The organism is Rhizobium sp. AN73 (assembly GCF_030757975.1).
Taxonomy (GTDB): domain Bacteria; phylum Pseudomonadota; class Alphaproteobacteria; order Rhizobiales; family Rhizobiaceae; genus Agrobacterium; species Agrobacterium arsenijevicii.
This window is the reverse complement of record NZ_JARWME010000002.1, coordinates 1,357,968-1,370,817: the sequence shown is the minus strand read 5'-3', so window position 1 is coordinate 1,370,817 and position 12,850 is coordinate 1,357,968. Positions and strand designations below refer to the sequence as shown.

The 12,850-nt window shown below is 58.0% G+C and carries 11 protein-coding genes; 8 read left to right on the top strand and 3 right to left on the bottom strand.

The features are described 5' to 3' along the window. Positions 1-168: 168 nt before the first annotated feature. On the bottom strand, positions 169-1,005 hold the full coding sequence (locus RBH10_RS16690) for an EamA family transporter (protein ID WP_281036454.1): 837 nt from the start codon (positions 1,003-1,005) through the stop codon (positions 169-171). Positions 1,006-1,132: 127 nt separating this feature from the next. On the opposite strand from RBH10_RS16690, the gene RBH10_RS16685 reads away from it, so the two are divergent. The 4 genes from RBH10_RS16685 to RBH10_RS16670 all read left to right on the top strand — a co-directional run bounded on the left by RBH10_RS16685 (position 1,133) and on the right by RBH10_RS16670 (position 4,061). Next, positions 1,133-1,489 carry a hypothetical protein gene (locus RBH10_RS16685; RefSeq protein ID WP_281036455.1) on the top strand — a complete coding sequence of 119 codons (357 nt, stop codon included), beginning with the start codon at positions 1,133-1,135 and terminating at the stop codon, positions 1,487-1,489. Between the two features lie 396 nt (positions 1,490-1,885). Further along, a complete protein-coding gene (locus RBH10_RS16680) occupies positions 1,886-2,320 on the top strand; it encodes a CoA-binding protein (protein ID WP_045015941.1) in 435 nt (144 codons plus the stop codon). Positions 2,321-2,393: 73 nt separating this feature from the next. Then, positions 2,394-3,677 (top strand): O-acetylhomoserine aminocarboxypropyltransferase, encoded by a 1,284-nt coding sequence (locus tag RBH10_RS16675; RefSeq protein ID WP_045015942.1) that lies wholly within the window; start codon positions 2,394-2,396, stop codon positions 3,675-3,677. Between the two features lie 15 nt (positions 3,678-3,692). After that, complete coding sequence (locus RBH10_RS16670; RefSeq protein WP_281036456.1) at positions 3,693-4,061, top strand: cupin domain-containing protein; 369 nt, start codon at positions 3,693-3,695, stop codon at positions 4,059-4,061. A 56-nt stretch (positions 4,062-4,117) separates the two neighbouring features. On the opposite strand, the gene RBH10_RS16665 is transcribed toward RBH10_RS16670, so the two are convergent. Together RBH10_RS16665 and RBH10_RS16660 are read right to left on the bottom strand one after the other, a co-directional pair. Then, positions 4,118-5,365: a cytochrome P450 gene (locus tag RBH10_RS16665; RefSeq protein WP_281036457.1), complete on the bottom strand. Its 1,248-nt coding sequence runs from the start codon at positions 5,363-5,365 to the stop codon at positions 4,118-4,120. Between the two features lie 91 nt (positions 5,366-5,456). Next, positions 5,457-6,704 carry a diguanylate cyclase gene (locus tag RBH10_RS16660; protein ID WP_045015945.1) on the bottom strand — a complete coding sequence of 416 codons (1,248 nt, stop codon included), beginning with the start codon at positions 6,702-6,704 and terminating at the stop codon, positions 5,457-5,459. 451 nt (positions 6,705-7,155) lie between these two features. On the opposite strand from RBH10_RS16660, the gene clpP reads away from it, so the two are divergent. The 4 genes from clpP to hupB all read left to right on the top strand — a co-directional run bounded on the left by clpP (position 7,156) and on the right by hupB (position 12,753). Next, on the top strand, positions 7,156-7,788 hold the full coding sequence (clpP, locus tag RBH10_RS16655) for an ATP-dependent Clp endopeptidase proteolytic subunit ClpP (RefSeq protein WP_003496491.1): 633 nt from the start codon (positions 7,156-7,158) through the stop codon (positions 7,786-7,788). Between the two features lie 292 nt (positions 7,789-8,080). Then, positions 8,081-9,358, top strand: a complete 1,278-nt coding sequence (gene clpX, locus RBH10_RS16650) for an ATP-dependent Clp protease ATP-binding subunit ClpX (protein WP_045015946.1) — start codon at positions 8,081-8,083, stop codon at positions 9,356-9,358. A gap of 413 nt (positions 9,359-9,771) precedes the next feature. After that, the gene (gene lon / locus RBH10_RS16645) at positions 9,772-12,189 is read left to right on the top strand and encodes an endopeptidase La (protein WP_045015947.1); all 2,418 of its coding nucleotides are present in this window, start codon (positions 9,772-9,774) and stop codon (positions 12,187-12,189) included. A gap of 288 nt (positions 12,190-12,477) precedes the next feature. After that, positions 12,478-12,753, top strand: a complete 276-nt coding sequence (hupB, locus tag RBH10_RS16640; RefSeq protein ID WP_003496481.1) for a DNA-binding protein HupB — start codon at positions 12,478-12,480, stop codon at positions 12,751-12,753. Positions 12,754-12,850: the final 97 nt, after the last annotated feature.

The following is a 12,850-nucleotide window of genomic DNA, read 5'->3' as shown; positions in this document are numbered from 1 at the left end:
GAAGGCGACCGCAAATGACCATATTCCGCTTGGAATTCGATCTGGCGCGCTTATACGGTGTAGCTGCGGAAGCGTCAATATGACGGTTTTGGCTGATCGTAAAAATAAGACAATAAAAACAATATGTTATTTATGTGGTATTATTTTACCCCATTAATCTGGTCCGTTTTATCCCAGTCGCATGACCAGAACGCCCGCCGCGATGATGCCACCGGCGAGATAACGCCAGATGCTGGCGCGTTCTTTGAGGATCACGACGGAGATAACCAGCGCAAACAGAATGGAGGTTTCGCGAAGGGCCGCGACGACGGCGACGGGGGCCTTGGTCATGGCGTAGAGCGCCAGCCCGTAGGAGAGAATGGAGCCGCCGCCACCGATCAGGCCACGCCACCAGTTGCGCTGCACATGCCGCGCGACCGCGCCTACGCCGCGCTGGTAAAAGGCAAAACCGAAAAGCAGCACGGGCGGCAGCAGCGACATCCACAGCGTATAGGAAATCGCATTACCGGAAAGCCTTGCGCCGACACCATCGACGAAGGTGTAGGAGGCGATCACGAAGGCATTGATAAGCGCAAGGATGATTGCCTTGCCGCCGCCGCGCCGTGCTTCGAAGGCAAGCGTCAGGATGCCGCCGGAAATGATAGCGATCCCGGCAAGCGCAAGCGGGCTTAGAACCTCGCTCAGAAAAAGGCTGCTCGTTGCCGCGACGATCAGGGGCGCAACGCCGCGCATGACGGGATAAACAAGGCCGATATCGCCGATCGTATAGGCGGCGGCGACAAGGCGGAAATAGGCAAATTGCAGAAAAGCCGAGGCGATGAGGAACGGAATGGCCACCGGCGCGGGAAACGGCAGGAAGGGCAGGAACGGTAACGAGCAGGCCGCGGCCCCCGCCGCGATCAGCGAGGCGTCCAGCGACTTGTCGGATCCGGATTTTACCAGCGCATTCCATCCGGCATGCAGTATCGCGCCCAGAAGCACCAGAATAAGAATGTCAAATGTCACAATAGAGACTCGCTCGCGGGCTACTCTGGGCAACCTACAGCATCGGCTTGAAAACCGGAATCCATTTTCGAGGGTGGCGATGTGAGACGCCGATCCTGCTGCGCAAGCCGCGGCAACTTTACGGATTATGACGCGCGTTAAATTTCGGGTTGGTGCCTGTTGCGAGACGAAGTGGACGGCTTTGCCTGAGCTGGTATGCACCGCTGCTCATGATTTCATCAGCGAGACGGATGCGTCGATGTCTGGCGCACAGCTTGTGGTTTCGTTACGGAGCCTATTTTTCGAAAAATGCCACCGATTTCGGCGATTATTTCCGCTCAAAATCTCCCGTATTCCGCAGGGAGAGGTGTATCAATTTATTGATGGCGCCTTTGCCAAAAATGAAAAGAAGTTTCAATTCATTACTGAAGCGCTGACTGCAACGTTGCAGTTTTGCCTATGGTTTGATTTGCAGAATAACTTTCTGAAAATTAGATGTGGCTAATTAATCGGTGAACGGAATGAAAACAAACAGGAGACGAAGGGCGCATGATATGCACGCAAATGTTGTTTTAGCAAGTATTCCCCCTAATAAGCACCTTTTGAGAACTGGACAAAAATACTCAATACAACGGTGGTTGGGGTGTTTTTGTGAAATCATTTTGCGCAGGCGACACCGTGCCGTGACGGGATGATGAACCCACCATGTTCAGTATTTTCAATCAGGCAGGGGTTCAAGAGAACGATGTCGCTTCCTAGATTGAGAATGACAGCCGCAAAAAAGCGGTGCCAAAAACGCTTTCGCTGATTTATGCGGGAGACGCGATGCTCGCGGGCTATCAAGCGTCGGACCGCGCCGGAGAACCTCAAACCGCACGATATGCCAGAGGGAGAAGTTGACATGCAGCATGATACTTATGAGCCGGATTACCTCAGAAAAATCCTGACGGATGTCAGGACCATCGCTCTGCTCGGCGCGTCTCCCAATCCGGACCGGCCGAGCCATGGCGTCATGCGTTTTCTCTTGTCCAAGGGTTACCGTGTGTTCCCGGTCAATCCCGGTCAGGCGGGCAAGGAGATATTGGGGCAGAAGGTCTATGCCCGGCTCGCTGATATTCCCGAACCTGTCGACATGGTCGATGTGTTCCGGGCACCCGAATATTTGTCGGCGATTGTCGAAGAGGCGATATTGCTGCCCGAGCGGCCATCGGTGATCTGGGGCCAGCTTTCCGTCAGGGATGACAATGCCGCCGCCAAGGCGGAGGCCTACGGCATGAACGTGGTGATGGACCGTTGCCCCGCAATTGAGTATCCGCGTCTCAATATTGTGCGATAGTTAGCACACATTGGATTTATCATTTGGCGGCAAGACATTATGATCCCTCCAAAATAGCATTGGAGGAAACATCATGCCGAGCAGCAATCCCGGGTTTTCAACGCTGGCCGTCCATGCGGGCGCGCAGCCAGACCCGACCACCGGCGCGCGCGCAACGCCGATCTACCAGACGACGGCCTTTGCCTTCCGTGACGCCGATCACGCCGCCGCCCTGTTCGGATTGAAAGAGTTCGGCAATATCTACACACGCATCATGAACCCCACCCAAGCGGTTCTGGAAGAGCGCGTGGCGGCGCTTGAGGGCGGTACGGCAGCGCTTGCCGTCGCATCCGGTCACGCCGCGCAATTGCTGGTCTTCCACACGTTGTTGCAACACGGCGATAATTTCGTCTCCGCCCGCCAGCTTTATGGCGGCTCCATCAACCAGTTCGGCCACGCCTTCAAGGGCTTCGACTGGCAGGTGCGCTGGGCCGACGCGGCCGATCCGGCCAGTTTTGAACGGCAGATCGATGACCGTACCCGCGCCATCTTCATCGAAAGCCTCGCCAATCCCGGTGGCACATTCGTAGATATTGCCGCAATTGCCGATGTCGCCCACCGGCATGGCCTGCCTCTCATCGTCGACAACACCATGGCGAGCCCCTATCTGTTGCGGCCGCTGGAGCATGGCGCGGATATCGTGCTGCATTCGCTGACGAAATTCCTCGGCGGCCACGGCAATTCCATGGGCGGTATCATCGTTGACGGTGGAACCTTCGACTGGTCGGCGACCGACAAATACCCGGCGCTGTCGCAGCCGCGGCCGGAATATTCCGGTGTCGTGCTACACCAGACCTTCGGCAATTTCGCTTTCGCCATCGCCTGCCGCGTTCTGGGCTTGCGTGACCTCGGTCCGGCAATCTCGCCCTTCAATGCCTTCCTCATCCTCACCGGCATAGAAACCCTGCCGCTGCGCGTTCAGCGCCATTCCGACAATGCGCTCGCCGTTGCCAAATGGCTGAAGGCGCATCCCAAGGTCGGCTGGGTGCATTATGCCGGGCTGGAGGACAGCGACAACTACGCCATCCAGCAGCATTATTCGCCAAAGGGGGCGGGGTCCGTCTTCACCTTCGGCATCAAGGGTGGTTATGCCGCTGGCAAGGCGCTGGTGGAAGGCCTGCAACTCTTCTCGCATCTCGCCAACATCGGCGATACGCGCTCTCTGGTCATCCATCCGGCCTCCACCACCCACGCGCAGCTGACACCGGAACAGCAGACGGCAGCAGGCGCCGGGCCGGATGTGGTGCGCCTGTCGATCGGCATCGAAGATGTCAAAGACATCATCGCCGATCTCGAACAATCGCTTGCAAAGCTCTGATAGACCGGGATCGTCATGACGAATTTTCTGGCATTCGAAGATACACAGACCGCTGCGGACGATAATGTTTCCGTTGAGGTGGAGCATAGTGCACCCGCGCCGGAAAGGCTGATTTCCGGCGATCCCAGATTCACCACATGGAATCTGGAGGAAGCGCCTGGTGGCATCTATGCCGGTATCTGGCAGTCGACGCCCGGCAAATGGCGGGTGGTCTATGACGAATGGGAATATTTCAACATTCTCGAGGGTCACTCGATCCTGACCGAGGATGGCGGAACCCCGCGCGACCTGAGAGCGGGCGACAGGCTGATCCTGCGGCCGGGATTCAAGGGCACCTGGGAGGTCGTCGAAACGACCCGCAAGGATTATGTCATCCGGCTTTAGTGGCCGGATGATTTTATACGTCCACCGCCGGGAAAAGGTAATTTCCCGCGTGGCTGTCACCAGCTGAGATCGAGCCGTTCCAGACCGTGGAAATGATAGACGTCCTTGACCCTGGGCGGCTCGGCAATCTTCAGACCCGGCAGGCGCTTGAAAAGCAACGGCAAAGCGAGGTTCAGCTCCAGCCTCGCCAGCGGCGCGCCGATGCAGAAATGGATACCGGCGCCGAAGGAGACGTTGGCGCCTTCGTTCCGGTCCGGCCTGAAGGCCAGCGGATCGGAAAATTTCGTCGGATCGAGATTGGCCGCTGCCAGAATGAGGCTGACCTTGTCGCCGCGTTTGAATTCCACGCCGTCAATCTCCACCGGTTCCAGAACCCAGCGCTGGAAGATATGGACGGGCGCGCAGATGCGCAGCGTCTCCTCAACCGTGCGTTCCGTGGCCGTCTCGTCGTGGAACAGGGTGTCGGGGGAAATGCCGCTTTCCAGAATGATGCGCACGGAATTGCCGATCTGGTGCACGGTTGCCTCGTGCCCAGCGTTCAACAGAACGATGGTGGTGGAGATCAGCTCGTCGTCGGTCAGATACTGGCCCTTGTGTTCCGTGTGGATCATGTGGCTCAGCAGATCGTCCTTCGGCTCCGCCCGCCGCTCAGCAATCACGCTGCGCACATAGTCTGAGAATTCATGCGCGGCCTTGTCGGCCAGAAGCTCGTCCTCGGGGGTGCGCTTGAACATGTACATGCCGACATAGGCGTGCGACCATTTCAGCAGCTGCGGCCCCATTTCTTCGGGAATGCCGATCATCCGCGCGATCATCGTTACCGGAATGATGTCGGCATAGGAGGCTAGCAGTTCCGTCTCGCCGTTCCGCTCGAAGGCGTCGATCAGCCGGTTGGCGAGTTCCTCGATTTTCGGCTTCATCTTGTCGACATGCCGCGAAACGAAGGCACGGTTGATGAGCGTGCGCAGCCGCGTATGTTCCGGTGGTTCCAGTTCCAGAAGCGAATGCTGCTCGGCGGCATCGAAATGCTTCACATGTTCGAGCGGCTCTGCCAAGCCGATTTCCTCGCGGCTCGCGACATGCAGGATCTGCCGTCCGAACCGGCGATCGCGCAGAAGGGCGCTGACATGCTCGTATCCGGTGAAGAACCATTGCCGCTGCTCTTCCCAATAGAAGGTGGGACATTGGGCATGCAGGGCGGCATAGACCGGGTTCGGGTCGTTGTAGAAGGCCGGGTCGCGGGCATCAAGGGAAACACGGCGCGTGGCGGTGTCGATTTTGAGAAAGGGAAATGTCGCTGTCATGCCTATGGTTTAGTCCGCGCGTGGTGGTTTGGGAAGGCCGTGAAAAAGCCCCCGCATGTGTTTCTCTATGTGTCCCTGGGTGGTGATGTCGTCACCGACTGGCGATGACGGCTATCCGGTTCAGCGCCGCAACCTGCCGGTCGGCATTGTTGTCCATCGGGTTTTCGTCCCGGTCCGGGGAGGGGACGACGACATTGGCCGAATTGACGTGGATCACGGTCCGGTTGCGGCCGGCCTTCTTTGCGGCGTAAAGCGCGCGGTCGGCCTCCGTCATCATCAGGTTCAGGTCCGCATCCTTGATCATGGCTTCGGATATGCCGACGCTGGTCGTGACCTCGATGCCTTCGCCGCGCGAACTGATCTTCGAAAGGCGCAGATTGCTGCGGATGGCTTCCGCAAGCGTCACCGTGCTGGAAGGGCTTTCCACTTCGGCGACCAGTGCGAATTCCTCGCCGCCCATTCTGACGAAAAGGCCACGATCGCCGATCACGCGCTGCGCGATATTACAGAAATGCACGAGTACCGCATCGCCGGACTGATGGCCGTATCTGTCGTTGATCTTCTTGAAATGGTCGATATCGAACAGCACCAGCGCCACGTAGCGGCTGGAGGCCGCCGACCGCTTCTTGATGCGTTCGAACTCCTCCAGCAGACCGCGCCGGTTGAGAACGCCGGTGAGGTGGTCTGTCATGGCAAGCCGGTGCAGGCGGGTTTCCGTATCTTCCATGATGATCTTGGCGCTAATCATGATGATGGCCGTGAAGCCGAGCATGCCGGAAATTGAGAGCGCCGATGTCATGGGAATGGCATTGGGAATCGCGGCATTGGCAGGAATGACGATGGAAGCGACGAGCGCTCCGGCAAAAGCCTGCAGGATCAGGATCGTGGCCAGTACCTTCCGGCTGCGTGATGCGCGCGCCCTGTTGGCTAGAAGGACGCCGGCGAGCATGAAATAGCCCGTGGCCGCGCTGGCATGATAAAGCAGGATGCGGGCGACCATATCTTCGCGCACGGGTGGCACGAACATTCCGGCGACCCACAGCAGGGCCGGAATTGCAATCCAGCCGCCGAGTTTACGCTGCTCGAAGCACAAGAGGCCCGCGAGCCAGAAACCGAAGGCGGAAAGCGCCAGCGTATTGCCGACCTGAATGGACAGAAAACTGGAAATATCTCCGCGAAACGCCACCATGACAGTGCCGAAGCCTGTGGCGAGGAAACCAGCCGCGAAATAGAGATTATGCCGGCGGGAAGGGCGGTGCAGCCACAGCGTTCCCAAAAGCACGGCAAGGGTGAACGTCTCCGCCGCCCATAGTAACGTGCTCGTCTTTGCATCCAGCATTGCAAAATCCTATCTGCGCCATCATGCGGTAAAAGCGGGTCCTTTCGCACAAGGTGCGTTATGCCCGCTGGAATTGTTGAGCTGCCATTTCGCCCGGATGGGGCCATCCCCTGACGGGAACCGGAAATTCGCTGGCCAGTATCAGCAGCAAATACTAACGAGTTCTTGCCGGTGAGAAGTTATATCTGTGCATGGCGGGCGATTTTTGCCCTCGTCGCGTGTCATAGTAAAAAAATGGTGGCGGTGAGGGAAAGAGGCCTGAGCAGCCCGCCCGGTTCGAAAGCGCCGCCAACGTCGGGCCTCACGGCCTGCAAACGCTGTTGAGCCGTTAAGGATATGCGGCTTCGTGTCTTGAAGTACGGGGCAGGGACACTCTATGTAGGGAGAATGAAGGTTAGAAGTGATTCCGGAGCGGTTTTCCGCGAAGGGCAGAGTTTGACAAAGGACGGACATGAAAAATCCAGTTGATACCGCCATGGCTCTGGTGCCGATGGTCGTAGAGCAGACCAATCGCGGCGAACGCTCCTATGACATATTTTCCCGTCTTCTCAAGGAACGCATCATTTTCCTCACCGGTCCGGTGGAAGACCAGATGGCCTCGCTCGTCTGCGCGCAGCTGCTTTTCCTTGAGGCTGAAAACCCGAAGAAGGAAATCGCGCTCTATATCAATTCGCCGGGTGGCGTCGTGACCGCCGGCATGGCGATCTACGATACGATGCAGTTCATCCGCCCTGCTGTCTCGACGCTTTGCGTCGGCCAGGCCGCATCCATGGGTTCGCTGCTCCTGGCCGCTGGCGAAAAGGGAATGCGTTTCGCTACCCCGAATGCCCGCATCATGGTGCACCAGCCCTCCGGCGGTTTCCAGGGACAGGCTTCGGATATCGAACGTCACGCCCGCGACATCATCAAAATGAAGCGTCGCCTGAATGAAGTCTACGTGAAGCACACCGGCCGCACGCTGGAAGAGGTTGAAAAAACCCTTGATCGCGACCACTTCATGGATGCAGACGAGGCGAAGGACTGGGGTGTGATCGACAAGATCCTGACCTCGCGCCAGGAAATGGAAGGCGCCGCCGCGAATTAAGGCGCGACGCTTTTTGACGTTTGTTTGACCCCGCAAAGTCATTTCGGGGCTTTCAACCGCAACAGAAAGCGATATTAGTGTATATAAAGGCTGTGTTGAATTTTTATGACGTGGCCTTTGGTTTGATGGGGAATTCGTTGCAGCCGGTTATCAGCTCATGTATCTGATACCGGTTAGTACCCCGGGAAACGAGGCGGATACGGCGATGCACCCCAAGGGCGGCCGTATCGGCGGGCGGTAAGTTGACCGCGATCCGTTTGGCGGACCTGCGGCGTGCTGGAAGGAAAGAGATATGAGCAAAGTCAGCGGCAGCAACGGCGGCGACTCTAAAAATACACTCTATTGTTCATTCTGCGGCAAGAGCCAGCACGAAGTCCGGAAACTCATTGCCGGACCGACGGTATTCATCTGCGATGAATGCGTCGAATTGTGCATGGACATCATCCGCGAGGAGAACAAGACGTCGATGGTGAAGTCGCGCGAGGGTGTTCCCACCCCGCAGGACATCATCAAGATCCTCGACGAGTATGTCATCGGCCAGAAGCAGGCGAAGAAGATCCTGTCGGTGGCCGTTCACAACCATTACAAGCGCCTCGCGCACGCCTCCAAGAATGGCGATGTCGAGCTTGCGAAGTCGAACATCATGCTCGTCGGTCCGACGGGTTGCGGCAAGACCTATCTTGCCCAGACGCTCGCCCGCATCATCGACGTTCCCTTCACCATGGCAGACGCAACGACGCTGACCGAAGCCGGTTATGTCGGCGAGGACGTGGAAAACATCATCCTGAAGCTGTTGCAGGCTGCGGATTACAATGTCGAACGCGCTCAGCGCGGCATCGTCTATATCGACGAAGTCGACAAGATTTCCCGCAAGTCGGACAACCCGTCCATCACGCGCGACGTGTCGGGCGAGGGCGTTCAGCAGGCGCTTCTGAAGATCATGGAAGGCACGGTCGCTTCCGTTCCGCCGCAGGGCGGTCGCAAGCATCCGCAGCAGGAATTCCTGCAGGTGGATACGACCAACATCCTGTTCATCTGCGGCGGCGCGTTTGCCGGCCTCGACAAGATCATCTCGGCCAGGGGTGAAAAAACCTCGATCGGCTTCGGTGCGACCGTCAAGGCGGAAGACGATCGCCGCGTCGGCGAAGTGCTGCGCGAACTGGAGCCGGAAGATCTGGTGAAGTTCGGCCTCATCCCGGAATTCATCGGCCGTCTGCCGGTTCTGGCGACGCTGGAAGACCTCGACGAGGATGCACTGATCCAGATCCTGTCCGAGCCGAAGAACGCGCTGGTCAAGCAGTACCAGCGCCTGTTCGAGATGGAAGATGTGGAACTGACATTCCACGAGGACGCCCTGCGCGAGATCGCCAAGCGGGCGATCACCCGCAAGACGGGTGCCCGCGGTCTGCGCTCGATCATGGAAAAGATCCTTCTGGATACCATGTTCGAACTGCCGACGCTGGAAGGCGTGCGCGAAGTGGTGATTTCCAACGATGTCGTCAGCGGCATCGCTCGCCCGCTTTACATCTATGCGGATCGTCAGGAAGAAAAGGCCAACGTTTCGGCTTGATTGGCTGATCCGTCGCTTTGATCAATTCGGAAGGCCCGCACCCGTGCGGGCCTTTTCCGTTGTGCCAGGTGCGAAACTTGCAGCTAACTTGGCGGAACCCGATTTTGCGTTTGGAGCGGATTGCGCTTTGCTGATAAAGTCTTAAAACTGATTTGCAGCGCGATATGACGGAAATGTGAATTACCGTCGGCGACCCGGTTCCTGATCCTTGGGGATAACCGGAAATGTCGGGAGTAATAGCCGGCGCTGGATTTTGTTTGAATTTCACGGCCGTGCCGGTGCGCGGGGCCGTCTCTTCCGGTGACTTGAAATCGGTGTTTCGAAACTCCACTTTCAGTCTCGAGAAATGAATATGCCGGACGCCCCAAGATGTTCGGCAAAGTGTCCCGAAAGGGACCATGAAAGGAAATGATATGACGAACATCACGTCTGCGGCATCCGGCGGTATCTATCCGGTACTTCCCCTGCGCGACATTGTCGTTTTCCCGCATATGATCGTTCCCCTGTTCGTCGGGCGGGAAAAATCCATTCGCGCGCTCGAAGAAGTCATGGGCTCGGACAAGCAGATCATGCTTGTCACCCAGATCAACGCGAGCGATGACGATCCGGCTCCGGACGCCATCCACAAGGTCGGCACGGTCGCCAACGTTCTCCAGCTGCTGAAGCTTCCCGACGGCACCGTGAAGGTGCTGGTGGAAGGCAAGGGCCGCGCCCAGATCGACGCCTATACCGACCGCGAGGATTTCTACGAGGCGTCTGCGACGCCGCTGCAGGAACCTGCCGAAGACCCGGTCGAGATCGAGGCGCTGTCGCGTTCCGTCGTTTCGGAATTCGAGAGCTATGTGAAGCTCAACAAGAAGATTTCGCCCGAGGTTGTCGGTGCTGCCGGCCAGATCGACGATTATTCGAAGCTGGCCGACACGGTCGCTTCGCACCTGTCGATCAAGATCACCGAAAAGCAGGAAATGCTGGAAACCGTCAGCGTGAAGCAGCGGCTTGAAAAAGCGCTCGGCTTCATGGAAGGCGAAATTTCCGTGCTTCAGGTCGAGAAGCGTATCCGCTCGCGCGTCAAGCGCCAGATGGAGAAGACGCAGCGCGAATATTACCTGAACGAACAGATGAAGGCGATCCAGAAGGAACTCGGCGACGGCGAAGATGGCCGTGACGAGATGGCCGAACTGGAAGAGCGCATCGCCAAGACGAAGCTCTCCAAGGAAGCCAAGGAAAAGGCTGAAGCGGAGATGAAGAAGCTTCGCCAGATGAGCCCGATGTCTGCGGAAGCAACCGTCGTGCGCAACTATCTGGACTGGCTGCTCAGCCTGCCCTGGGGCAAGAAGTCGAAGGTCAAGGTCGACCTTAACAGCGCCGAGGCGATCCTCGATCAGGATCATTTCGGTCTCGACAAGGTCAAGGAACGCATCGTCGAATATCTGGCCGTGCAGGCGCGCGCCACCAAGATTCGTGGCCCGATCCTGTGCCTCGTCGGTCCTCCCGGCGTCGGCAAGACCTCGCTCGCCAAGTCGATCGCCAAGGCGACCGGCCGCGAATATGTGCGTATGGCGCTGGGTGGCGTGCGTGACGAGGCGGAAATCCGCGGTCATCGCCGTACCTATATCGGCTCCATGCCGGGCAAGATCGTTCAGTCGATGAAAAAGGCCAAGAAGTCCAACCCGCTGTTCCTGCTCGATGAAATCGACAAGATGGGCATGGATTTCCGTGGCGACCCGTCGTCGGCTTTGCTGGAGGTTCTCGATCCGGAACAGAACTCCACCTTCATGGACCACTACCTTGAAGTGGAATACGACCTGTCCGACGTGATGTTCGTGACCACGGCCAACACGCTGAACATTCCCGGCCCGCTGATGGACCGTATGGAAGTGATCCGCATCGCCGGTTACACGGAAGACGAAAAGCGCGAAATCGCCAAGCGTCACCTGTTGCCGAAGGCGATCAAGGAACATGCCCTGCGTCCGGAAGAGTTCTCGGTCAGCGATGACGCTCTGATGATCGTGATCCAGCAATACACCCGCGAGGCGGGCGTGCGCAGCTTCGAGCGCGAGCTGATGAAGCTTGCACGAAAGGCCGTGACCGAGATCATCAAGGGCAAGGTCAAGTCCGTGGAAGTCACCGCAGCCAACGTTCCGGATTATCTGGGCGTTCCGCGGTTCCGCCACGGTGAGGCCGAGCGCGAGGATCAGGTCGGTGTCGTCACCGGTCTGGCATGGACGGAAGTCGGCGGTGAGCTGCTCACCATCGAAGGCGTGATGATGCCGGGCAAGGGCCGCATGACGGTTACCGGCAACCTCAAGGAAGTGATGAAGGAATCCATCTCGGCAGCGGCATCTTATGTCCGCTCGCGCGCCGTGGACTTCGGCATCGAGCCGCCGCGTTTCGACAAGAGCGACATCCATGTTCACGTTCCGGAAGGTGCGACCCCGAAGGACGGTCCGTCCGCCGGCGTTGCCATGGCCACCGCCATCGTCTCGATCATGACCGGTATTCCGGTCTCGAAGGATGTGGCGATGACGGGTGAAATCACCCTGCGTGGTCGCGTGCTGCCGATTGGCGGCCTGAAGGAAAAGCTGCTTGCCGCGCTTCGCGGCGGCATCAAGAAGGTGCTGATCCCGGAAGAAAACGCCAAGGACCTGGCGGATATTCCTGATAATGTGAAGAACGAGATGGAGATCATCCCGGTTTCGCGCATGGGTGAAGTCATCAGGCACGCGCTGCTTCGCATGCCCGAGCCCATCGAGTGGGACGGCAGCATCGAAACACCCGTTATCGCCACGGTCGATGGCGTTGACGAGGGCGGTCAGACGATCGCGCATTGATTGCCGCATCGTTGCGAAAGCCAGAATCGGTTTTCGCAACAGCAATGCATAGATTCAATGTGTTAGGTGCCGAAAGGCACTCCGCATCGCCGAAGCTTGCACAACTGGTGCGAAATTGGCACGTTTAACGGAAAGGCCGGCAGAAATGTCGGCCTTTTTTGTGAAAAACCCCGCAGACCCCTTGTTTTTCAGGCGATTCCAGCGCTTTTGAGTTGCTGCGCGCGGATACAGACGTATTCTGCGCCGGCTTAATTTGAGTCGTTTCAAACCATTGAAAGGGGTGGAAACATGAACAAGAACGAGCTCGTCTCTGCTGTTGCCGAAAAGGCTGGTCTCACGAAGGCAGATGCTGCTTCCGCTGTTGATGCCGTATTCGAAACCGTACAGAACGAACTGAAGAGCGGTGGCGACATCCGTCTCGCTGGCTTCGGCAGCTTCTCCGTTAGCCGTCGTGAAGCCTCCAAGGGTCGTAACCCTTCCACGGGTGCTGAAGTCGATATCCCGGCTCGCAACGTACCGAAGTTTTCCGCAGGCAAGGGCCTGAAGGACGCCGTCAACTCGTAAGGTTTCCGGAAAGCCGTGACGTCCGGCGGCGGGCGGGCGGCTTTTCAGGTTCACGAGGAAACATGTTTTGACGCCCTGACGCCATCATGCCGGCACG

Coding starts and splice junctions, on each gene's coding strand:
- lon (WP_045015947.1), top strand. CDS start 9,772: ATGACGAACATCACGTCTGCGGCATCCGGCGGTATCTATCCGGTACTT.
- hupB (WP_003496481.1), top strand. CDS start 12,478: ATGAACAAGAACGAGCTCGTCTCTGCTGTTGCCGAAAAGGCTGGTCTC.
- clpP (WP_003496491.1), top strand. CDS start 7,156: ATGAAAAATCCAGTTGATACCGCCATGGCTCTGGTGCCGATGGTCGTA.
- RBH10_RS16685 (WP_281036455.1), top strand. CDS start 1,133: ATGACGCGCGTTAAATTTCGGGTTGGTGCCTGTTGCGAGACGAAGTGG.
- clpX (WP_045015946.1), top strand. CDS start 8,081: ATGAGCAAAGTCAGCGGCAGCAACGGCGGCGACTCTAAAAATACACTC.
- RBH10_RS16680 (WP_045015941.1), top strand. CDS start 1,886: ATGCAGCATGATACTTATGAGCCGGATTACCTCAGAAAAATCCTGACG.
- RBH10_RS16665 (WP_281036457.1), bottom strand. CDS start 5,365: ATGACAGCGACATTTCCCTTTCTCAAAATCGACACCGCCACGCGCCGT.
- RBH10_RS16660 (WP_045015945.1), bottom strand. CDS start 6,704: ATGCTGGATGCAAAGACGAGCACGTTACTATGGGCGGCGGAGACGTTC.
- RBH10_RS16670 (WP_281036456.1), top strand. CDS start 3,693: ATGACGAATTTTCTGGCATTCGAAGATACACAGACCGCTGCGGACGAT.
- RBH10_RS16675 (WP_045015942.1), top strand. CDS start 2,394: ATGCCGAGCAGCAATCCCGGGTTTTCAACGCTGGCCGTCCATGCGGGC.